21 protein-coding genes are annotated in these 21,628 nt (G+C 69.0%); 14 read left to right on the top strand and 7 right to left on the bottom strand.

Going from position 1 to position 21,628, the window contains the following annotated elements:
- Nucleotides 1-47 precede the first annotated feature (47 nt).
- The 7 genes from D514_RS36230 to D514_RS36260 all read left to right on the top strand — a co-directional run bounded on the left by D514_RS36230 (nucleotide 48) and on the right by D514_RS36260 (nucleotide 5,659).
- A complete protein-coding gene (locus D514_RS36230; RefSeq protein WP_017831311.1) occupies nucleotides 48-674 on the top strand; it encodes a PadR family transcriptional regulator in 627 nt (208 codons plus the stop codon).
- The gene (locus D514_RS36235) at nucleotides 671-2,242 is read left to right on the top strand and encodes an MFS transporter (protein WP_269078444.1); all 1,572 of its coding nucleotides are present in this window, start codon (nucleotides 671-673) and stop codon (nucleotides 2,240-2,242) included. Before D514_RS36230 ends, D514_RS36235 begins: the two co-directional genes overlap by 4 nt.
- 110 nt (nucleotides 2,243-2,352) lie before the next feature.
- Complete coding sequence (locus D514_RS36240; protein ID WP_031206413.1) at nucleotides 2,353-2,589, top strand: DUF4160 domain-containing protein; 237 nt, start codon at nucleotides 2,353-2,355, stop codon at nucleotides 2,587-2,589.
- On the top strand, nucleotides 2,570-2,806 hold the full coding sequence (locus D514_RS36245) for a DUF2442 domain-containing protein (RefSeq protein WP_036323853.1): 237 nt from the start codon (nucleotides 2,570-2,572) through the stop codon (nucleotides 2,804-2,806). Before D514_RS36240 ends, D514_RS36245 begins: the two co-directional genes overlap by 20 nt.
- Nucleotides 2,807-2,846: 40 nt before the next feature.
- Nucleotides 2,847-3,401: a GNAT family N-acetyltransferase gene (locus tag D514_RS36250; RefSeq protein WP_017831315.1), complete on the top strand. Its 555-nt coding sequence runs from the start codon at nucleotides 2,847-2,849 to the stop codon at nucleotides 3,399-3,401.
- A 54-nt stretch (nucleotides 3,402-3,455) separates the two neighbouring features.
- Nucleotides 3,456-4,934, top strand: a complete 1,479-nt coding sequence (locus D514_RS36255; protein ID WP_017831316.1) for an amino acid ABC transporter substrate-binding protein/permease — start codon at nucleotides 3,456-3,458, stop codon at nucleotides 4,932-4,934.
- A complete protein-coding gene (locus D514_RS36260; protein WP_017831317.1) occupies nucleotides 4,931-5,659 on the top strand; it encodes an amino acid ABC transporter ATP-binding protein in 729 nt (242 codons plus the stop codon). The genes D514_RS36255 and D514_RS36260 overlap by 4 nt, the downstream gene beginning before the upstream one ends.
- 91 nt (nucleotides 5,660-5,750) lie before the next feature.
- On the opposite strand, the gene purD is transcribed toward D514_RS36260, so the two are convergent.
- Nucleotides 5,751-7,028 carry a phosphoribosylamine--glycine ligase gene (gene purD / locus D514_RS36265; protein WP_017831318.1) on the bottom strand — a complete coding sequence of 426 codons (1,278 nt, stop codon included), beginning with the start codon at nucleotides 7,026-7,028 and terminating at the stop codon, nucleotides 5,751-5,753.
- A 43-nt stretch (nucleotides 7,029-7,071) separates the two neighbouring features.
- Complete coding sequence (locus D514_RS36270) at nucleotides 7,072-7,746, bottom strand: CoA pyrophosphatase (protein ID WP_017831319.1); 675 nt, start codon at nucleotides 7,744-7,746, stop codon at nucleotides 7,072-7,074.
- 49 nt (nucleotides 7,747-7,795) lie between these two features.
- Here D514_RS36270 and D514_RS36275 point away from each other — a divergent pair, with 49 nt between their 5' ends.
- Nucleotides 7,796-8,164: a sterol carrier family protein gene (locus tag D514_RS36275; protein ID WP_017831320.1), complete on the top strand. Its 369-nt coding sequence runs from the start codon at nucleotides 7,796-7,798 to the stop codon at nucleotides 8,162-8,164.
- Between the two features lie 155 nt (nucleotides 8,165-8,319).
- Here D514_RS36275 and D514_RS36280 read toward each other — a convergent pair whose 3' ends face one another.
- The gene (locus D514_RS36280; RefSeq protein ID WP_017831321.1) at nucleotides 8,320-8,688 is read right to left on the bottom strand and encodes a VOC family protein; all 369 of its coding nucleotides are present in this window, start codon (nucleotides 8,686-8,688) and stop codon (nucleotides 8,320-8,322) included.
- A gap of 63 nt (nucleotides 8,689-8,751) precedes the next feature.
- Between D514_RS36280 and D514_RS36285 the strand changes: the two genes are divergently transcribed.
- Nucleotides 8,752-9,201 (top strand): MarR family winged helix-turn-helix transcriptional regulator, encoded by a 450-nt coding sequence (locus tag D514_RS36285; protein ID WP_017831322.1) that lies wholly within the window; start codon nucleotides 8,752-8,754, stop codon nucleotides 9,199-9,201.
- Nucleotides 9,202-9,212: 11 nt separating this feature from the next.
- Here the strand turns inward: D514_RS36285 and D514_RS36290 are convergent, their stop codons facing one another.
- From D514_RS36290 to D514_RS36300, 3 genes are read right to left on the bottom strand one after another with little or no spacing between them, the layout of a single operon-like run.
- Nucleotides 9,213-9,986, bottom strand: a complete 774-nt coding sequence (locus D514_RS36290) for a heme ABC transporter ATP-binding protein (RefSeq protein WP_017831323.1) — start codon at nucleotides 9,984-9,986, stop codon at nucleotides 9,213-9,215.
- Nucleotides 9,983-11,056: an iron ABC transporter permease gene (locus D514_RS36295; protein ID WP_017831324.1), complete on the bottom strand. Its 1,074-nt coding sequence runs from the start codon at nucleotides 11,054-11,056 to the stop codon at nucleotides 9,983-9,985. The genes D514_RS36290 and D514_RS36295 overlap by 4 nt, the downstream gene beginning before the upstream one ends.
- The gene (locus tag D514_RS36300; protein WP_017831325.1) at nucleotides 11,053-12,159 is read right to left on the bottom strand and encodes a hemin ABC transporter substrate-binding protein; all 1,107 of its coding nucleotides are present in this window, start codon (nucleotides 12,157-12,159) and stop codon (nucleotides 11,053-11,055) included. Before D514_RS36300 ends, D514_RS36295 begins: the two co-directional genes overlap by 4 nt.
- Before the next feature lie 161 nt (nucleotides 12,160-12,320).
- Here D514_RS36300 and D514_RS38220 point away from each other — a divergent pair, with 161 nt between their 5' ends.
- The gene (locus D514_RS38220; RefSeq protein ID WP_144053096.1) at nucleotides 12,321-16,547 is read left to right on the top strand and encodes an HtaA domain-containing protein; all 4,227 of its coding nucleotides are present in this window, start codon (nucleotides 12,321-12,323) and stop codon (nucleotides 16,545-16,547) included.
- 107 nt (nucleotides 16,548-16,654) lie between these two features.
- Nucleotides 16,655-16,969: a hypothetical protein gene (locus D514_RS36310; RefSeq protein WP_017831327.1), complete on the top strand. Its 315-nt coding sequence runs from the start codon at nucleotides 16,655-16,657 to the stop codon at nucleotides 16,967-16,969.
- A 3-nt stretch (nucleotides 16,970-16,972) separates the two neighbouring features.
- Here D514_RS36310 and D514_RS36315 read toward each other — a convergent pair whose 3' ends face one another.
- Complete coding sequence (locus D514_RS36315) at nucleotides 16,973-17,578, bottom strand: hypothetical protein (RefSeq protein WP_017831328.1); 606 nt, start codon at nucleotides 17,576-17,578, stop codon at nucleotides 16,973-16,975.
- Between the two features lie 86 nt (nucleotides 17,579-17,664).
- On the opposite strand from D514_RS36315, the gene purM reads away from it, so the two are divergent.
- Genes purM through D514_RS36330 form a run of 3 tightly spaced genes read left to right on the top strand, consistent with a single transcriptional unit; the run spans nucleotide 17,665 to nucleotide 21,584 of the window.
- Nucleotides 17,665-18,795, top strand: a complete 1,131-nt coding sequence (purM, locus tag D514_RS36320) for a phosphoribosylformylglycinamidine cyclo-ligase (protein ID WP_017831329.1) — start codon at nucleotides 17,665-17,667, stop codon at nucleotides 18,793-18,795.
- Nucleotides 18,796-18,801: 6 nt separating this feature from the next.
- Nucleotides 18,802-20,274 carry an amidophosphoribosyltransferase gene (gene purF / locus D514_RS36325; protein ID WP_017831330.1) on the top strand — a complete coding sequence of 491 codons (1,473 nt, stop codon included), beginning with the start codon at nucleotides 18,802-18,804 and terminating at the stop codon, nucleotides 20,272-20,274.
- Complete coding sequence (locus D514_RS36330; RefSeq protein WP_017831331.1) at nucleotides 20,271-21,584, top strand: CynX/NimT family MFS transporter; 1,314 nt, start codon at nucleotides 20,271-20,273, stop codon at nucleotides 21,582-21,584. The genes purF and D514_RS36330 overlap by 4 nt, the downstream gene beginning before the upstream one ends.
- The last annotated feature ends 44 nt before the right edge of the window (nucleotides 21,585-21,628 follow it).

Raw genomic sequence — 21,628 nt, forward strand, 5'->3', positions numbered from 1 at the left:
CGCCGAAAGAGGCGTATAGTCCACATGGACTATTTGAGGTGAGGGGCATGGCGAAGGACGCTGTCGATCGGCTCACCCCCATGGGGGTGATGGTGCTCGCGCTGCTGCGTGAGGGCGACATGCACCCCTATGAGATGGTGCGTCTCATGCGCGCCCGTCACGACGACCGCCTGCTCACGATCACGAACGGGACGCTGTACCACACGGTCTCCCGACTGCACCGCGCGGGTCTGATCGACGAGTTGGGCATCGACCGCGAGGGCAACCGCCCGGAGCGCACCACCTACGCCCTGACGGATGCCGGACGCGAAGCGGTCATGACGTGGGTGCAGCGCGAGCTGCCCCGCATCGATCGCCCTGCGGACTTCCGTATCGCGCTCGCCGAGGCGCACAACCTCGAGCGACCGGAGGTCATCGACCTCCTTCGGGCGAGGCGCCTCGCCCTCGTCGAGGATCACGCGAGGCACCGCGACGGTCTGCACGCGGCACGGGAGAAGAGCGTTCCCGAGCAGGTGCTCGTCGAGATCGAACGCCAGGAGGCTCTGCTGGCCGCGGAGCTCGGCTGGCTCGACTCCCTCCTCGACCGCCTCGAGACCCAAGTCCTGCCGTGGGGTCCCTCGGCATTCCAGAACTCAGACCGCTACCGCGCTCAGCGAAAGGCCGCACAGCAATGACAGATACCCCTCGCGACGGAGACCGCCCGCCGGTGTCCGCGCCCTCGACCTCCGGTCCGTCGACCGGCACCTACTCCGCGGGGCACAAGCCCACGAGCCCGTGGCCTGCCCTCTGGGCGCTGGTCATCGGCTTCTTCATGATCCTCGTCGACACCACGATCGTGTCGGTCGCGAACCCGGCGATCAAGGCGGCGCTCGACCCGAACACGAACAACCTGGACAACGTCGTGTGGGTCACGAGCGCCTACCTGCTCGCTTACGCCGTGCCGCTGCTGATCACCGGACGCCTGGGCGACAGGTTCGGGCCGAAGAACATCTACCTGATCGGCCTCGCGGTCTTCACCCTCGCCTCGCTGTGGTGCGGACTGTCGACGACCCTCGAGGGTCTGATCGTCGCTCGCGCCGTGCAGGGCCTCGGCGCGGCGTTCATGACCCCGCAGACCATGGCCGTGATCACCCGCACGTTCCCGCCGGACCGCCGCGGCGCCGCGATGGGCCTGTGGGGTGCCACTGCCGGTGTCGCCACCCTCGTCGGCCCGCTCGTCGGCGGCCTGCTCGTTGACGGGTTCGGCTGGGAGTGGATCTTCTTCGTGAACATCCCGGTCGGCATCGTCGCCTTCGTGCTCGCCTGGCGCCTGGTCCCGAAGCTGGCGACTCACCCGCACCGCTTCGACATCGTGGGCGTGGTGCTGAGCGCCGTGGCCCTCTTCCTCATCGTGTTCGGTCTCCAAGAGGGGGAGAAGTACGACTGGGGTGTGATCTGGGGTCCGATCTCGGTGTGGAGCCTGATCATCGTGGGACTCGTGGTGCTCGGACTGTTCATCCTGCAGCAGGCCAAGACCCGCAGCGAGCCCCTGGTTCCGCTCGAACTGTTCCGCGACCGCAACTTCTCGGGAGCGAACGTGGCGATCGCCGCGGTCGGCTTCACGGTGACGAGCATGTCGCTGCCGATGATGTTCTTCCTCCAGACCGCGCGCGGTCTCACCCCCACCGAGGCCGCGCTGCTGCTGATCCCGATGGCCGTGCTCTCGGGCGTTCTCGCTCCGGTCGCGGGGAAGCTGCTCGACCGCGTGGATCCGCGCATCATCCTGATCCCGGGGCTGCTCTGCGTCGCCGGGGCACTCATCTGGTACTCGGCTCTGATCAACATGGACACCGCGATGTGGATGTTCCTGCTGCCCTCCGCGCTGATGGGCGTCGGCAACGCCGGAATGTGGGGTCCGCTCGCCACGACCGCGACGCGCAAGCTCCCGCCGCGCCAGGCGGGTGCAGGTGCCGGTATCTACAACACCACCAGGACCATCGGTTCGGTCATCGGCTCGGCCTCCATTGCTGCGTTCATGCAGTCCCGGCTCGAGGCGAACCTTCCGGGTCTTGCCGATGCGCCGGCGGGTGGCTCCACCGGAGGGACGCTGCCGCCACAGGTGGCCGAAGGCTTCGCCGCAGGCATGTCGCAGGCGATCCTGCTGCCGGCGTGCGTGATGGTGGTCGCCCTCATCGCCTCGCTGTTCCTCGGCCGCTATGACAAGACGGAGGCTGCGGAGCCCGTGGCCGCGCGTCCCGAGTAGTCGACGACCCTCCCTCCACGATTGATCCCGTGAGGTGTGTATCCCGCACCTCTCGGGATCGTCGTCGTTCGCGCCCTGGAGAGGGAGGGCGATCACGTTACCGTCACCCCGTGCCTACGGTCATGCGAGTGCGCGGGTACCGATTCTTCTTCTACAGCAACGAGGGATCGGAGCCCCCGCATGTGCGCGTGGAGCGGGCGGAATTCACCGCGAAGTTCTGGCTGCGGCCAGTAGAATCGGCCGCGAAGACGAGATTCGACGACCGAGAGCTGCGACTGCTTCGTCGGTTGATCGAACACCGACGCGATCTGATCGAGGAGGCGTGGCATGAGCACTTCGGTGGATGACGCTGTCGCGGTCGGCGTCGTGATCGATGAGCGCGAACTGCACGTACGGATGAAGGACGGACGCACGATCAGCGTTCCTCTCGACTGGTTCCCGCGGCTAGCCGCTGCGAGCGTCGCGGAACGTGCGGTCTGGCGCTTGATCGGCGTCGGGGAGGGCATCCACTGGCCGCAGCTCGATGAAGATGTTTCCATCGCCGATCTCCTCCGAGGTCGCTGACAGGTTTGCGGTGGTCCGGCGAATGTGGTGTCATCGGGCGATGACGATCGCACTCTCACGACCGAGCATCGACCTCTTCGACTCCTGGGCCGCCGCGGTGGCCGAGTTCGAGGGCGGACACATCGACGGCGGCGGTATCGAGAAGGGTTTCGTCCCCGACCGGGCTGCGGGAGAGGCCATCGTCGAGAAGGCGGCGCTGTACGCGACCCCGGGCGCCGAGCTCCCTGAGGGCCATGTGCCGTGCGACTACTACTGGATCACCGACGGCGACCACGTCGTCGGCTTCCTCTCCTTCCGCCGCGAACTCAACGACCACCTCCGCCGCTTCGGCGGCCACATCGGCTACTCCGTGATCCCGACGAGGCGCCGCGAGGGGATCGTGCGCGAGGCTCTGCGCCTCATGCTGCGCGCCGCGAAGGCCGACGGCTACGACCGTGTGATGCTCACCTGCGACGACGACAACATCGGCTCCATCCGCACCATCGAAGGGGCCGGTGGCGAGCTCGAAGACGTGATCGATGCGCCGGAAGCCGGGCAGCCCCTGGTGCGGCGCTACTGGATCGACGTTTCGGGCACACGACTCGCCGGGAGCTAGGGTAGATCCTCGGCGGTCGTCCGGTCGCTGCTGTCGACCCGGGGAGCACACGTCGTGATCCGAAACCCATCCGCCGCGGTGAGCCGTCTGCGCCGCTCGATGCGCACCGCAGGCGCTGCCGCGCTCGTCGCCTTCGTCGCCGTCGGAGCGCTCCTCGCCGGAGCCGCACCCGCCACCGCCGCGAGCGACGGCGACAAGTACGTCATCGGTACGGACACGACGTTCGCGCCGTTCGAGTTCACCGATCAGGACGGCAACCTCGTCGGCATCGACATGGACCTGCTCCGCGCGATCGCGAAGGATCAGGGGTTCGAGGTCGAGATCCGCCAGCTCGGCTTCGACGCCGCCGTGCAGGCGCTGCAGTCGAACCAGGTCGACGCGGTCATGGCCGGTATGTCGATCACCGAGGAGCGGCAGAAGGCCTTCGACTTCAGCGAGCCGTACTTCACCAGTGGTGTCCAGCTCGGCGTGCTCGAAGCCAGCGACATCCAGTCCCTCGACGACCTGGACGGCAAGACCGTCGCCGTCAAGACCGGCACGCAGGGGCAGACCTTCGCCGATGAGAACAAGGGCGAGTACGGCTTCCGGGTCACCCCGTATCAGGACACGACCGACATGGTCGATGCGGTCAAGGCCGGTCAGGCCGTCGGCTACTTCGAGGACTTCCCCGTGCTGGCCTACGGCATCCAGCAGGGGTCCGGCTTCCGCCTCATCGGTCAGCCGGAACTGGGCGGCGAGTACGGCTTCGCGGTCAACAAGGGCCAGCACCCCGAGCTGATCGAGAAGTTCAACGCGGGCCTCTCGAACCTGAAGGCGTCCGGCGAGTACGACAAGATCGTCGACACGTATCTCTCCGGCGGCGAGAAGTCGACGCAGCCCACCGACATCATCTCGGTCGCGGTGCAGTACTGGCCCGCGCTCATGGAGGGTCTCTGGCTCACGATCCTCGCGACGATCGTCGCCATCGTGGCCGCGTTCATCCTGGGGCTCGTCTTCGGCTTCGGTCGAGTCTCGAAGTTCGCGCCGTTCCGGTGGATCGCCACCGCCTACGTCTACGTCTTCCGCGGCACCCCGATCCTCATCCAGGCGTTCTTCGTGTTCTTCGCGATCCCGCAGCTGTTCCCCGGTCTCACGTTCAACCCGTTCGTCGCCGGTGCCATCACGCTCTCGCTCAACACGGGTGCGTACATGACGGAGATCATCCGCGGTGGCATCCAGGCGGTCGATCCCGGACAGAACGAGGCCTCGCGCTCGCTGGGACTCGGACACTGGAAGACGATGCAGAAGGTCGTGCTCCCGCAGGCGTTCCGCATCATGATCCCCTCGTTCGTCAACCAGGGCATCATCACCCTCAAGGACACGTCGCTGATCAGCGTGATCGGTCTCGCGGAGCTCACGTTCGTCTCCCGTCAGATCATCGCCTCGACGTACCTGTCGGCCCAGGTGCTGACGATCGTCGCCATCATCTACTTCGTCGTGATCACGCTGCTGACGCTGCTCGCGAACCGCCTGGAGAGGACGTTCAACGCATGAGCAAGATCCTGGTGCAGGACCTGCACAAGTCGTTCGGTGACAACGAGGTGCTCAAGGGCATCAACCTGGCTGTGGAGGATGGCGAGGTCGTGGCGGTCATCGGGCCTTCGGGCTCGGGCAAGTCCACCCTGCTGCGCTGCCTCAACAAGCTCGAGGAGCCCACGTCGGGGCACGTCGTCATCGACGGCGTCGACCTGACCGACAAGAGCGTCAAGCTCGACGAAGTGCGTCAGCGCATCGGCATGGTCTTCCAGCACTTCAACCTGTTCCCGCACATGACCGTGCTCGAGAACATCACGCTCGCGCCGGTCGAGTGCGGGAAGATGACGAAGGCCGAGGCGCGCGAACGGGCGCTGTCGCTCCTGGAGCGGGTCGGTCTCTCGGAGAAGGCGGATGCGAAGCCGGCGTCCCTTTCCGGCGGGCAGAAGCAGCGCGTGGCCATCGCCCGTGCACTCGCCATGGACCCCGAGATCATGCTGTTCGACGAGGCCACGAGCGCGCTCGACCCGGAGATGGTCGGCGAGGTGCTGCAGGTCATCCGCGATCTGGCCTCCGGCGGCATGACCATGGTGCTGGTGACGCACGAGATGGGCTTCGCCCGCGAGGTCTCCGGCCGCACGGTCTTCATGGACGGCGGCGTCGTCGTCGAGGAGGCCCCGCCCGCAGAGCTCTTCGGCTCGCCCAAGAACGAGCGCCTGAAGGACTTCCTCTCGAAGGTCCTCTGAAGGGCGTCAGCTCCACGCATTCGCATCGACTTCCCGTGCACTCGCCGAGTGCACGGGAAGTCTGCGTAGGGAGGTCGTGTGCTCGCGGAGGCTACTCGGCGACGCGGGCGGCGATGTCGGTGCGGTAGTGCGAACCGTCGAGGCGGATGCGGGCGATCGCTTCATAGGCCCGGTCGCGCGCAGTGCGGAAGTCGGAGGCGACGGCCACCACGTTCAGCACACGGCCGCCGGTGGCGATGAGCGATCCACCGGGCGCGTCCGGGCTCGCGGTCGCGGCGTGCACGAGGCGGACGCCTTCGACGGCGGCGGCGTCTGCGAGGCCCTCGATCGGCCGCCCGGTCTGCGGCGCCTCGGGGTAGCCTTCGCTGGCCAGCACGACCGTGATCGCGACCTCGTCGCTGAACACGGGCTCCGGCTGGTCCTCGAGGGTTCCGGATGCCGCGGCGAACAGCAGCTCCGACAGTGGGGTGACCAGCCGTGGCAGCACGATCTGCGTCTCGGGGTCGCCGAAACGCGCGTTGAACTCGATGACGCGCACACCGGCCGGGGTCAGGATCAGCCCCGCGTAGAGCAGCCCGATGAACGGCGTGCCCTCGGCATCGAGCTGGCGCACCACGGGGAGCGCCACGTCTCGCGTGACCTCCTCGACGAAGGCCTGCTCGCTGCCGAACTGCTCGGCGAGCCAGGGCAGCGGCGAATAGGCGCCCATGCCACCCGTATTGGGTCCGGCGTCGCCGTCGAGCGCGCGCTTGAAGTCCTGTGCGGGGCTGAGCGCACGCACGGTGTCGCCATCGCTCAGGAAGAAGAGGGAGACCTCGGGGCCGGAGAGGAACTCCTCGATCAGCACCGGGCCGGCGGGAAGATACTGCTCGGCGTGCGCGAGGGCCTCGGCGCGGTCGGACGTGACGATGACGCCCTTGCCCGCAGCCAGGCCGTCGGCCTTGACCACGTAGGGGGCACCGAGTTCGTCGAAAGCGCTTTCGACCTCGGCGGTGGTGGCGGCACGGACGGCGCGACCGGTGGGCACGCCGGCGGCGTCCATGACCCGCTTCGCGAACGACTTCGAGCCCTCCAGCTGTGCGGCCGCCTTGCCCGGTCCGAACACGGGGATGCCCCGCACCCGCAGGGCATCGGCGACGCCGGCGACGAGGGGAGCCTCCGGGCCCACCACGACCAGGTCGATCGCGTGCTCGTGCGCGAATGCGGTGACCGCGCCGCCGTCGAGGGGATCGACCGAGACAGGGGTCGCATCCTGGGCGATGCCGGCGTTGCCGGGAGCGACGAAGATCTCGTGCTCCGTCTGCTCGGCCCGCAGGGCGAGGATGATCGCGTGCTCACGGGCACCGGAACCGAGGACGAGAATCTTCACCCGTCCAGACTACCGAGGGTGGCGCTCCGGGTTTCGGTCCGGCTCAGAGGTCGACGGTCCGCTCCACGGTGGCGTCCCACGGCACGGTCCAACCGGCCGCGTCGAAGAGCGCGTCGAGGACCATCGCGGTGAAGCCCCACACGATCGTGCCGTCGACGTCGAATGCCGGACCGCGGAACGTGTGCCCCATCCGTGTGATGGTCGATGTGAACCGGGTCTCCGGGTCGAGCAGCTGCGCGACGGGCACGCGGAACACCTCGACCGTCTCGGCATGGTCGACTGCCACGACCCGCGAGGGCGACCTCCACCACGCCAGCACCGGTGTGACGAGATGGTTGCTCGCGGCGAGCGGGATCACGGGCAGCGTGGCCAGGATCTCGACGCCGGTCGGATCGAGCCCGGTCTCCTCCTCGGCCTCGCGCAGGGCCGTCGCGACGACATCGGCATCACCCGGATCCACGCGGCCGCCGGGGAAGGAGACCTGCCCGGGATGGGAGGAGAGCGTGGGCGCGCGCCGCTGCAGCAGCACGTCGAGGTCACGCGCGACGGCGGGGCCGGTCGTGGGCGCGGGGATGCGATCGAGCACGCCGAACAAGATGAGCACGGCCGCATCGTGGGCGCTCTGCGGGTCGGCGAGTGGGGGGATGCGCACTCCCCACGAGTGGTCGGCGACAGCCGCGAGCAGCTCGGCGCGGGCGCCCTGGGGATGCATGCTCATGCGTCCGAGCTTAGAACTCGTCGCGCGCGGTCGGTCGTAGTCTGGACTGATGGCCAGGAAGATCGACATCGTGGACGGACGCAAGGCTCTCGATGCCGTCCGCGCCGCGGAGGCCGCGGGTGCGAAGCCGCAGCGCACCGACCTCGCCACCGCCGTGCGCTACCTGCTGCAGCTGCTCGACGAGAAGGCACCGGGCAACAGCGTCGAGGTGCGGGTGCCGCCGTTCGGTGCGGTGCAGGTCATCCAGGGTCCTCGACACACCCGTGGTACGCCGCCCAACGTCGTCGAGATGGATGCCGCGACCTGGATCGCCGTCTCCACCGGCGCGGAGCGATGGGCGGATGCCGCGTCCGGCGGACGCATCCACGCCTCCGGGACGCGCGCCGACCTGAGCGACGTCCTTCCCGTGCGTACGTAGCGCGACCGTGCGGACATGCTCCGCGGAGACCGACACGGCTTCGCGCGATGGCTCGTCGTCGGGGTGATGCGCGAAGGGGCGGGGATCGCGCGCTCCGCACGTCTGCCGATCGCGGTGACCGACACCCCCCCTGCAGGCGGAGCGCGGACGGTGGGTCAGGCGCGGTCGTGGAGGGTGATCCGGTACCCGTCGGGGTCGGCGAAGGTGAAGGTCCGCCCGAAGGGTCCGTCGATCGGGTCCGCGACGATGGTGTGGCCATCGGCGAGGAGCGCGTCGTGGATGGCCTGCACGTCGGTGGCGTGGAGCCAGATCGCCGCGCCGATGCCGGGTTGGGCGATGTCGGTGAGATCGGTGTCCGGTGCGACGTCACGGAGGGCGAACGCGATGGGTCTCGTCTCGAAGACGACGGCGTGAGGGGGGCCGGCCGGAGAGCGGACGAGGCCGAGGTAGTGCTCGTAGAACGCCTGCGAGGCGGCGAGATCGCGTGCCTGCAGGGAGATGAAATCGGGGCCGGTGACAGGCATGAGGGGAGTCCTTCGTTTCGTGTCAGTTTTCTGACATGGGTCAGCGTATGTCAGAATACTGACATGAGTCAAGACCGCGCCGGCATCGACCTCGACACCTCGTTGGGCTACCTGCTCAAGGAGGCGTCCAGTGCCCTGCGCGCGGCGATGGAAGAGGTCCTGCGCCCGCTCGGGATGACCATCACCCACTACTCCTGTCTCGAACTGCTCGCGCAACGGCCCGGCCTGTCGAATTCTGAGCTCGCACGCGGCGCCTTCGTCACGCGGCAGTCCATGAACGTGCTGCTCCAGGCGCTGGAACGGGACGGGCTCGTGACCAGACCGACGGAGGCCCCGGTCGGCAAAGCCCTCCCCGCCCGCCTCACCGATCGCGGTCGGGAGAGCCTCGCGACCGCGACTGCTGCCGTCCGCTCGGTCGAGGTCCGGATGCTGTCCGGCATGAGCGAGGACGAGCAGGCCGGAGCGCTGAAGATCCTCCGGAGCATGATCCGCTCGCTGCGCGAGGAGTCGTAGCCCGGCTCGGATCAGCGCCGCGCGACCACCAGGGGGACCCCCGTCGCGGGGTGCGGGAACACGTCGACCGCCTGCCCGTAGACCTGCTCGATCCGCTCGGCCGTCAGTACTTCGGCTGCAGTGCCCGTCGCTGCCACGCGGCCGTCGGCGAGGAGTGTGACGCGGTCGGCGTGCGCGAGCGCGGCATTGAGGTCGTGCAGCACGATGGCCACCGCGATCCCGGCATCCGCACGCTCACGGATCAGCCGCATGACGTCTTCGTGGTGCTTCAGGTCGAGGGCGGCGGTCGGCTCGTCGAGCAGCAGGATGCCGGTGCTCTGGGCGATCACGCGGGCGAGGGCGACTCTGGCGCGCTCGCCGCCGGAGAGGGAGGGCACCGCGCGGGCCCTGAGCGCCGTCACCTCGGTCTGCGCCATCGCCGTGGACACCCGCTCGTCGTCATCGTCCGCCTGGGGCGTACGCGCCCAGGGTGTCCGCCCCATGCGCACGACCTGCTCTGCGCTGAAGGGGAAGGTCACGGTGTTCTCCTGCAGCAGCACGGCACGCTGTTGGGCGAGCGTGCGCGGCTTGACGCGGTCGATCGGCTGATCGTCGAGCTCGACCGAACCGGCCTGTGCCACGACGTCTCCGGCGAGCACGCCGAACAGAGTGGACTTGCCCGCCCCGTTCGGCCCGACGAGGGCGTGGATCTCTCCGGAGCGAATCTCGATGGACGCGTCGTCGAGGATCGTCCGCCCCTCGCCGACACCGACCGTGAGTCCCGCTCCGCGCAGCCGCACGGTCATGCCCATCCTCCCGAGCGACGCCGCGTGCGCACGAGGAGCCACAGGAAGAAGGGACCGCCCACGAGAGAGGTGATCATGCCGATCGGCAGGTCCGCGAGCGGCACGGCGGTGCGCGCGACCAGATCGGCGACCGCGATGAGCAGTGCGCCGCCGAGAGCCGAGGCGATCACGAGCGGCAGGTGGGCGGGGCCGATCAGCATGCGCATGAGATGCGGCACGACGAGCCCGGCGAAGCCGATGATGCCGGCGAACGCCACCGCCGCGCACACCAGCAGGGCCACCATGACGATGACCACGATCCGCAACAGCTCGACGTTGACGCCGAGGTGGCGGGCGGTGCGCTCGCCGAGGGCGAAGAGGTCGAGGCTCGGGGCCACGATCAGCGCGACCACCACGCCGATCAGCACGAGCGGAGCCACCAGCTGGATGTTCGACCACAGGGCCCCGTTGAGTGAGCCGAGCTGCCAGAACACGATCTGCTCGCGAGTGGATGTGGTGCCGAGAAAGGTGAGGAAGGCCATCCCGGCGCCCGCGATCGCATTGATCGCGATGCCTGTGAGCAGGAGGGTCACGACCTCGGTGCGGCCTCCGGAGCGACTGATGAAGTACACCGAGAACACCGCGATCAGGCCGCCGAGGAACGCGAAGGCGGGTGTGGTCCACATCCCGAAGGTCGCCAGCCCGAACGTGATGCTCGCCGCAGCGCCCAGCGCGGCACCCGAGGAGACGCCGACGACCCCCGCATCCGCGAGCGGGTTGCCGAAGATCGCCTGCATGAGAACGCCCGAGACGGCGAGGGCGGCGCCGACGAGGAGGCCCAGCACGATGCGCGGCATCCGCAGGTTGAAGATCACGCCGTAGTCGGCGGAAGCTGTCGGCGCCCACGCGGTGTCGATCCCGACCCCGCGCAGCAGCACGCCGACCAGGGAGGTGGGAGAGAGATCGTACTGCCCGCTCGTGATCGACACGATGCACGTGATCGTGAGCGCGACGACCAGGCCGACGGTCACGAGGGCGAAGCGCAGGCCCCGGTGCCTCGTCGGAGTCGGGGTGACGACCTCCCCGGTCACGTCGCGGGCTCGGGGGCGTACAGGGCGCGGGCCAGGGCGCCGATCACGTCGGCGGTGCGCGGGCCGAAGCTGAGGATCTCGCTGTCGGCCATGTCGATCACGCGACGGTTCACGCCGGCAGGGGTCTGAGCCACGGCGGGGATCCGCTCGATGAGTCCGTCGATGCCGCCCACCGATTCGAGCCCGTCGGTCATCATCACCAGCACGTCCGGCTGTGCGGCGACAAGGGCTTCGGCGGTCATCGGCTTCATGCCCTCCCAGCCGATCTCGGCCGCCACATCGACGCCGCCGACCGCGTCGATCAGGGAGTCGGCCCCGGAGTCCTCGCCGAAGATGTAGTACACGTTGGCGCTGCCGCGCACGTAGAGGAAGAGCATCCGGGCGCGGTCGGCCTCGTCGGTGGGCACGACGGCGGCGATCTCTGCGAGCGTCTCGTCGACGGAGGTAACGAGCCGTGCGATGAGGGTCTCACCCCTGCGCGGCACCCCGAGCGCAGTGGCGATCTCGGTCACCAGATCGTTCGTGGTGTCGAGACGGCGATCGCTGGAGATCACGACGACGGCGATGCCGGCATCGCGCAGCTGCTGACGGACCTCCTTCGGGCCGATCGTGGTGTCGGTGAGGACCACGGTCGGCGCCAGCTCGAGAATCGCCTCGGCGTTGAGCGTGTGGCCGGTCTTGGTCACGACCGGGAGGTCTTCGGTGCCGGCGAAGACGGTGGAGGCGTCGCGGCCGACGACCTGGTCGCCGAGTCCGAGCGCGAACACGGTCGACGCGATCGTGCCCGAGATGTCGATCGGGAGGATGCGGTCGATGTCGTCGATCTCGACCTCGTGGCCTTCGCTGTCGGTCACCGTCACAGGCAGCCTCGGAGCGCTGTCGTCGTCGACGGGCTCGATCGCATGGGTCGAGAGGCAGGCGGTGGAGGGGCCGGCGTGGCCGCGCACGTCATCGATCAGGTCGAGCGCGGCGAGCGGGACGGATGCCTGCGGACAGTCGTCATCCGCGGCGGCAGCCGGTGCGGCCGTGGCCCCCGGCTCTGCGCACGCGGTGAGCCCGACGGCGAGAGCGGCGGCGAGGAGAAGGGCGAAGACGCGACGCATTAGGCAAGGCTATCCTAAAACTTGACGCGCGATGATGCGCACCCCTACGCTCGGGGTCGACGCTTACTTAGCTAAGCCTAACCAAAACCAACCTTCGCCCGACTGCATTGCGGCACCGCCGGCGTGCGTGTTCTTCTGCGCGCCCGGAGCCGTGGAGAATCGTGAACGCCTCAGCCACAGCATCCTCAGGGAGCGCCCGCATACGCGTGCTGCTCGCCGCTTTCGTCTCCTTCGTCCTCGTCGCCGCCGGTGCGGTGATCGTCCCGCCCGCGCACGCCGCCGGCGCGACTGTCACGGCCGCCGTCGCCTCAGCGGGAACCTCGGGGGTGAGCGTGCAGGTGCAGGTCAGCGGTCTGCCCGAGGTCGAAGGCGCCTACGCGGCCCTCATCGTGAAGGGCACCGAGTCCGGGCTCACTGGCGGGGGTGGATACGCCGCGTTCGTCATGCCGACCGTCGCCGGAGGGGCGAGCACGTTCACGCTCGACGCACCGGCCGGTTCGCTGGACCGCACGAAGGCGTACGAAGTGCTCGTCTGGCAGAAGCACTCGAATCCGAACGAGACCACGATCTACGGCCGGGGCGATGTCGCCGTCTCGGCCGGGCAGTGGGATGCGGTGTTCGGTGCGGTGCCCTCCGACCCGGGCACCGACCCGGGCACCGACCCCGGTACGGATCCCGGAACGGACCCCGGTACGGATCCGGGAACGGACCCCGGTACGGATCCGGGAACGGACCCCGGTACCGACCCCGGAACGGAGCCGGGTACCGATCCGGGTGAGACCCCGAAGTCGGCGGCGATCGAGGTGTTCCTCGCCGACGGGACCACACCGGCCGCAGGCGCCGCTCTCAAGGCGGGCGACAAGGTCGTCGTGAAGGGCACGGGCTACGACCCGACGGCGAACCTCGGGACCGAGGGCCGTGGTGTGCCGATCCCGAAGCACCTCCCGCAGGGCACCTACGTCGTGTTCGGCAAGTTCGCCTCGGCATGGCAGCCGTCCACGGGCGCCGCATCGTCGAGCCGTTCGGTCGGTGCGCAGGTGTGGGCACTGGCCGAGGGTGTGCTGAACCAGGTCCCCGCGCAGTATCAGAGTGCTATCCGCGCCTCGTGGATCGACATCGCCGCCGACGGCACGTTCCAGACGACGGTGACGCTGAAGGATGCGGCAGCGACGCCGGGGTCCTATGGGATCTACACGTATGCGGCCGGTGGTGTGATCAACGCCGACCAGGAGCGCAGCGTCGCCCTGAACTACACCGAGACTCCCGCTGTCTCCGCGGTCGTGAAGTCGGCCACGGCGAAGGATGGCCTGACCGTCACGGCCTCCGGTGCCAAGCTCGGCGCGATCACCGGCGCCTACGTCGCGCTGATCGAGAAGGGGACCGAGGCGAACGTCACCGGCAGCGGGGGGTTCCTCGCGATGCAGTACGTGCGCCCGATCTCCGGCGGCGTCTTCACGGTGGACCTGACCGCCGCTGCCGACACACTGGACCACACGAAGTCGTACGAAGTCATCGTGTGGAAGCAGCACTCGAACCCCGACGCGAGCACCATCTACGCCCGCGCAGCCATCACCCTCACCGACGCGCAGTGGGAGGGGCTGCAGCCCGCCCCGGTCTCCCCGGCGATCGAGGTATTCCTCGCCGATGGCACGACTCCGGCCGCAGGCGTGGCGCTCAAGGCCGGTGACAAGGTCGTCGTGAAGGGCTCGGGTTACGACCCGGCCGCGAACCTCGGGACCGAGGGCCGTGGTGTGCCGATCCCGAAGCACCTCCCGCAGGGCACCTACGTCGTGTTCGGCAACTTCGCCTCGGCATGGCAGCCGTCGACGGGGGCCGCATCGTCGAGCCGTTCGGTCGGTGCGCAGGCCTGGGCTCTGGCCGAGGGCGTGCTGAACCAGGTTCCTGCGCAGTACCAGAGCGCGATCCGCGCGCAGTGGGTCGACATCGCGGCCGATGGGACGTTCCAGGCGACGTTGACGCTGAAGGACGCGGCCACGACGCCCGGTTCTTACGGTGTCTACACGTATGCGGCCGGTGGCGTGATCAACGCCGATCAGGAGCGCAGCGTCGCCCTGAACTACGGCGTCACCCCGGTCGTGACCCCGACGGTGAAGTCCGCCACCGCGAAGGACGGCCTGACCGTCACGGCGTCCGCCTCGAAGCTCGGTGCGATCACCGGCGCCTACGTCGCGCTGATCGAGAAGGGCACCGAGGCCAACGTCACCGGCAGCAGTGGCTTCCTGGCGATGCAGTACGTGCGCAACATCACGGGAGGCGCGCTCACGATCGACCTGACCGCCGCCACCGACACGCTCGACCGCGCGAAGTCGTACGAGGTCATCGTGTGGAAGCAGCACTCGATGCCGGACGCCGGCACGATCTACGCGCGGGGCGCCGTCACGGTGACCGACGGGCAGTGGGACACCCTCTTCCCGGCAGGCCCGTCCGTGACCACGACCGTGAAGACGGCGACGGCGAAGGACGGTCTGACCGTCACCGCGTCCGCCACGAATCTCGGCGAGATCCCCGGCGCCTACGTCGCGCTGATCGAGGCCGGAACCGAGGGAGCGGTGAACGCCGACGGGGGCTTCCTCGCCATGCAGTGGGCACAGAAGGTCACGTTCGGCGCCTTCTCGATCGATCTCACGATCGCGGCGAAGAACCTCGACCGCACGAAGTCGTACGAGGTCATCGTGTGGAAGCAGCACTCGAACCCCGGTGGGAGCACGATCTACGCGCGCTCGACCGTGACCATCACGCCCGCGCAGTGGGACGCACTGCTCGACGTGAAGGTGCCGGAGGTGCCGGAGACCCCGGTCACGCCGCCGACTCCGCCGGCGAACGTCCCCGGCGGCTCCCTCCGCTGGGCGATCTCCTCGTCGTTCACGAACTACATCACGGGCGACATCGCGAAGGGCTCCATCGCGGTCTCCGACGGGGCGACCCGCTCGGGCGGTCAGTTCCAGTTCGGCCAGACCGTCGGGGGCGACTTCGATGTGAACACCGGCCTCGGCAGCGTCGTATACCGGGGCTCGGTGCGCTTCACCGGACATCAGGGCGTGCTCGATGTGACCGTCTCGAACCCGCAGATCCGGATCACCTCCGCGAATGCGGCGACGCTGTACGTCATGAGCGGCGGCGCACAGGTGCCGTTCGCGACACTCGACCTGTCGAGCGCGGCGCGCATCGCGGCCAACGGTGCGGTGACGTATACGGCGGCTCCCGCGGCGCTGAGCGCGGAGGGACGCGACCGTGTGCTGTCGGGCTACGGCACGACGCTGAATCCGGTGACGTTCACGATCGGCTCGGTCTCCCCGGCGCCTGCCGGTTCGAGCGGCACGGTGGCTGCGGCGGTCGTGAAGCCCAAGACCACGCTCCCGGCGACCCCGCCGGCGACCGAGGGCATCGAGGTCGACGAGGCCAATCTGTCGGCACTCGCATCCGGGCAGCCGGCGACGGTGTCGGCATCCGGATTCCGCGCGAACGAGCAGGGAATCAAGGTCGTCGTCTACTCGACCCCGGTTCTGCTCGACACCGTGACGGCCGACGCGAACGGCGTCGCCACCTGGTCGGGCGCGCTGCCGTCGACCCTCGAGGACGGCGCGCACACGCTCACGTTCCAAGGCTCGGTGAACCGCGGTCTCGCGTTCACCCTGAACAGGGCGACCACCGCGATCGGTGCGTGCACGGTCGAGGGCGCCACTCTCAAGTGGGGCTACAAGGAGTCGTTCCGCACCTACATCGAGGGCATCGCGAAGGGCGGCTGGACGCTGACCGACGTCGCCTACCAGTACCCCGACTACGTGTGGCAGAACGGCACCGGATCGTTCGACGACAAGACCCTCGCGGGCCTGGTCGCCTACGGCGGCAGCATCACCTTCACCGGTCACGACGGCGCGCTCAATACGACGCTCGCGAACGCGGCCGTCGAGCTCGCCGGAGACAAGGGCTACCTGGTCTTCGATGTGACCGGCACCACGCAGAGCGGGGAGAGCATCGACCAGAAGGGCGTGCGTCTCGCAGAGTTCCGCCTCGGCGATGCGGCCGTCGTCGACGGCGTGCTGACGCTCGACGCGATCCCGACCACGTTGACCGAGGCCGGCGCATCCGCGTTCGGCACCTACGCCGCGGGTGAAAAGCTCGACCCGGTCACCGCCGTGATCCCGGTCGGCGCCGAGTGCGGCGTCGCGGAGGAGAAGCCCGACTCCGACTCCGAGGCCAGCGCCGCGGTGACCACCGCGTCCGCGCCTGCCGCATCCGATGGCGCTCCGGTGTGGCCGTGGATCGTGGGCGGCCTGATCGTCGTCGCCCTCGCGGCGACCGGCGGCGTGCTGATCGTCCGTCGCAACCGCACGGAAGAGGCCGCCCAGACGACGACCGAGGTCTAGTCGAGGCGCGACACGGAACGGCCCTTCCCGCGGCGGACGCGGGGAGGGCCGTTCTTCCGTCCCGATCTCGGGTATGCGGCATCCGTCGGTGGTGGGACAATGGATGCATGGCCCCCACCGATTCCCACCAGACCGTCGAAGCGACCGTGCGCCGTGTGCCGCGGTACGGCGTGCTCATGGGCATCGGCGTCGTGGTCGGCGTGATCGCGGCCGGCATCCTCACGTGGACCGGCAGCTTCGACGAGTCGCAGGCTCTCGACGTCGTCTACCCGCCCGGTCAGGTGTTCGGCTTCCTCCTGCTGTGGACGGTGCCGATCGGCATCGCGCTCGGCGGCATCGCCGGTCTGATCATGGAGCGCCTGGCCCGTCGTCACGACCGGGTCGTGCGGGTCGACCGCGAGACCGTCGTCGAAGACGACTGACCTCTACGCGAGTTCGGCGATCACCGGACGGATCGCGGCGTCGAACGCCACGACGTCGCGGCGCAGACCATCGGTCACGGCGACCGTGAGAGCCCCGATCCACCAGATGCCGCGTTGCGAGAACGGCAGCACCTGCACGTTCAGCTCGAAGGAGTGCGCGCGCCGGCCGACTTCGCGCTCGAACTCCGCGATCGCACTCGCATACGCACGGTAGGCATCGCCGCCGGTGTGGCTCTTCATCGAGCTCACATACCGGTCGTGTGCGGCCCGCGCGTAGAGGAGGGCGGACGTGGCCTGCGGGGCGATAGCGGCGGCGAGTTCCTCCGCGCCGCGGGCGGGCAGCGCGACGAGGGTGTCGAATCCGTCGATGAGCTCGAGCGGCACGTCGGAGGGATGCGCGCGAGGCTCGACCGTCATGTCCCAATAGTCGCGCCACTGCGCCTCGATCGCGGGCGAGGCGTCGGCGGCGTCCGGTGCGCGCACGGCGAGCTCGCGCAGACTCGGGAGGTCTTCCGGAACCCGGATCCCGAGGCGCTGCCGCAGCGCGAGCGCGACGAGCACCGGAACGCTCGCGTCTTCGCGGATGAGCCACTGCGGCTTGTCGGCCATGGCCCCATCGTAGGCGGGTCGAGCGTCCGGATCCGAGGTCCGACGTCGCGGAGAGTCGGACCGGCTGCGGGCGGTAGGCTGGAGGCGTGGCTGCCTCCCCCACTAATCCCTATTCCGAAGCCGGCGTCGACACCGCTGCAGGTGATCTCGCCGTCGAGCTGATGAAGTCTTCCGTGCGCGCGACGCACGGTCCCGAAGTGCTCGGCGGTGTCGGCGGATTCGCCGGACTGTTCGATGCCAGCGCGCTACGCGACTTCCGTCGCCCGCTGCTCGCGACCAGCACCGACGGCGTCGGCACGAAGGTCGCGATCGCGCAGGCGATCGACAAGCACGACACGATCGGCCAGGACCTGGTCGGCATGGTCGTCGACGACATCGTCGTGGTGGGCGCGAAGCCGCTCTTCATGACGGACTACATCGCGTGCGGAAAGGTGGTCCCCGAGCGGATCGCCGACATCGTGCGCGGCATCGCCCAGGCGTGTTCCGCCACCGGCACCGCGCTGGTCGGCGGCGAGACCGCAGAGCACCCCGGCCTGCTCGGTCCGCGCGACTACGACGTGGCGGGTGCGGCGACCGGCGTCGTCGAGGCGGATGCGATCCTGGGCGCGGAGCTCGTGCAGGACGGCGATGCGGTGATCGCCGTCGCCTCCAGCGGACTGCACTCCAACGGCTACTCCCTCGTGCGTCACATCGTGACCCGTGCGGGCATCGGCTACGGAGACCACGCCGCGGACTTCGGCACCACCTGGGGCGAGACCCTCCTCGAGCCGACCCGCCTCTACACGCTCCCCCTGCTGCGCCTGATCGAGCAGCTCGGCGGCTCGACCGGCACCGGCGGCGTCCATGCCCTCAGCCACGTCACCGGCGGCGGCATCGCGGCGAACCTCGCCCGTGTGCTCCCGCAGGGCAGCTGGGTCGAGGTGGATCGCAGCAGCTGGTCGCCCAGCCCCGTCTTCCGCGTGCTCAGCGATATCGCCGGCTCCACGCTGGAGTCGGCAGAGGGCACCTGGAACCTCGGCATCGGCTTCCTCGCCGTGATCGCCGCAGACAAGAAGGATGCCGCTATCGCGGCGCTGAACGCCGAGGGCATGCCCTCGTGGCAGGTCGGGACCGTCGGCTTCGGCCCGCGCCCGACCGGCGAATTCGAACAGGGCGCCAAGGGCGTCGACGGTGGAGCAGTGCGCCTGGTCGGCGCCTACGCGGACGGAGCGAAGTAAGAGCCCATGTGCGGCATCGTCGGAATGGTGGGCTCTGCCCCGGTCAATCAGGACATCTACGACGCACTCCTGCTGCTGCAGCACCGCGGCCAGGACGCGACGGGCATCGCCACCGCCGAGGCGAACGGCGTGATGCACAACGCCAAGGCGCAGGGCATGGTCCGCGAGGCGTTCCGCACTCGTGACATGCGTGCACTGCTCGGCAACGTGGGCCTCGGACACGTGCGCTACGCCACCAAGGGCACGGCTTCGAACGAAGAGGAGATGCAGCCGTTCTATGTGAACGCGCCGTACGGCATCATCCTCATCCACAATGGCAACCTCACCAACACGCGTGAGCTCACGGCCGACATGGCCCAGCGCGACCGCCGTCACCTCAACTCCTCGAGCGACACCGAGCTGCTGCTGAACGTGCTCGCCGGCGAGCTGCAGAACACGACCTCGACCGTCGACCTCGACCCCGAGCGTGTGTTCGAGGCCGTCGCCCGCACGCACGAGCGCATCGAGGGCGCCTATGCGGTGATCGCCGTGATCGCCGGCTACGGCCTGCTCGCATTCCGCGATCCCTTCGGCATCCGCCCGCTGATCCTGGGTCGTCGTCCCTCGACGGTCGACGGTGCGCACGGCAAGGACGAGTGGGTCGTCGCCAGCGAATCGCTCGTGCTCGAGAACGGCGACTACGAGGTCGTGCGCGAGGTCGAGCCCGGCGAGGCCGTCTTCATCACCAACGACGGCGAGCTGTTCTCCAAGCAGTGCGCGACGGCCGCGACTCTCGCGCCGTGCGCCTTCGAGTACGTCTACCTCGCCCGCCCCGACTCCGTCATGAACGGCATCTCTGTGTACGAGTCGCGGCTGCGCATGGGCGATCGTCTCGCAGACACGATCGCCAAGCACGTGCCGATGGACAAGATCGACGTGGTCATGCCCATCCCCGACTCCTCGCGCCCCGCCGCGATGGAGGTCGCCCGCAAGCTCGGCATCGAGTATCGCGAGGGCTTCTACAAGAACCGCTACGTCGGCCGCACCTTCATCATGCCGGGGCAGGCGGTGCGCAAGAAGAGCGTGCGCCAGAAGCTGAACGCGATGTCGACCGAGTTCCAGGGCAAGAACGTGCTGCTCATCGACGACTCGATCGTGCGCGGGACCACTTCGAAGGAGATCATCCAGATGGCGCGGGATGCCGGTGCCGCCTCGGTGACCTTCGCCTCCGCAGCTCCTCCCGTGCGGCACCCGCACGTGTACGGCATCAACATGCCCTCGCGGCACGAGCTCATCGCCCACGGACGGACCATTCCCGAGATCGCCGAGGAACTCGGCTGCGACCACCTCGTCTATCAGGAGGTCGAAGACCTCAAGGCGGCGATCATCGAGGGATCGGTGCTCACCGACCTCGACATGAGCTGCTTCGATGGCCGCTATGTGACCGGCACCGTCTCGGATGAGTATCTGGCCTGGGTGGAGGGGTCGCAGACCTCATGACGATGCCGAGCGCACGACCGCTGTGGCAGGGTCGGGCACTCGCACTCGTGGGGATCGTCCTGGTGGCGTTCTCGCTGCGCTCGGCGGTCGCCTCGCTCTCCCCGGTGATCGATCATGTCGCCGCGGACTTCCCGGTCTCGCCGGTCGTCATCGGCCTGATCGGTGCCGCGCCGCCGGTGTGCTTCGCGATCTTCGGTCTGCTCACGCCCCTGTTCGAGCGCCGATTCGGTCTGGAGCGGATGGCCGTCGTCGCGATCACGCTGATGGCCCTGGGGTTGCTCCTGCGCGGTTTCGCCGTCGACTCGACGACCCTGCTCGCGGCGACCGCCGTGGTGTTCGCGGGCGTCGGCTCGGGCAACGTGCTGCTGCCGCCCCTGGTCAAGAAGTACTTCCCCGATCGGCTCGGGGTCATGATGACCATCTACTCGACCACCATGGCGGTGTCGACCTTCCTGCCTCCGCTGGTCGCGGTGCCGGTGGCCGACTCGCTGGGCTGGCGGGTGTCTCTGGGCATGTGGGGCATCGTCGCGGGTATCGCGCTGGTGCCCTGGGTGGCGCCTCTGCTGAAGAACGGCCCGCGAGCGGGTGAGCCGGTGAAGACGGAACTGCTCGTCCCCGACCCCACCGACGGTGTCGACGACGTGCAGGATGCGGTGGCCGTCGCGACCGGTCCGATCTCGACCGCTCCGGCGAACCGTCGGCACTTCGCCCGCCTGTGGAGACTGCCCCTCGCCTGGGCGCTGGCGGTCGTCTTCGGAGCGTCGTCCACCATGGCCTACGTCTCGTTCGCGTGGATGCCGACCATGCTCGTCGACATCGGCGGTGTGACTCCGGCGACCGCAGGTTTCCTGCTCTCGCTGTTCGCGCTGATCGGTCTGCCGTGCTCACTGCTGGTGCCGATCCTCGTCGTCCGGTTCCAGGCGACGCGTCCGCTCTTCTTCGTGGCCGTCGGCGGCGGGTTGGTCGGGCTCGCCGGTCTCCTGTTCGTCCCGACCGTCGCGCTGCCGCTGTGGGTGAGCATCTTCGGCCTGACCGCCATCATGTTCCCGCTCAGCCTCGTGCTGCTCAGCATCCGCGCCCGCACGCCGGAGAGCGCCGTCGCGCTGAGCGGGTTCGTGCAGAGCATCGGCTACGCGATCGCCGCGACCTTCCCGCTGCTGGTCGGGCTGCTGCACGAGACGACAGCGGGCTGGCAGATCCCGCTGCTCGTGATCGCGGGCGTGCTCGTCGTCGCGATCCCTGCCGGCATCGTCGCGGGTCGTCGTCGCACGGTGGAGGACGAGTGGGAGCGCCGGCACGGTCGCTGGTGAACCCCGAAGAACCCGCCCCGTAGCCCGAGCCGCGTTGAGAGGCC

The organism is Microbacterium sp. UCD-TDU (assembly GCF_000340625.1).
GTDB lineage: Bacteria > Actinomycetota > Actinomycetes > Actinomycetales > Microbacteriaceae > Microbacterium > Microbacterium maritypicum.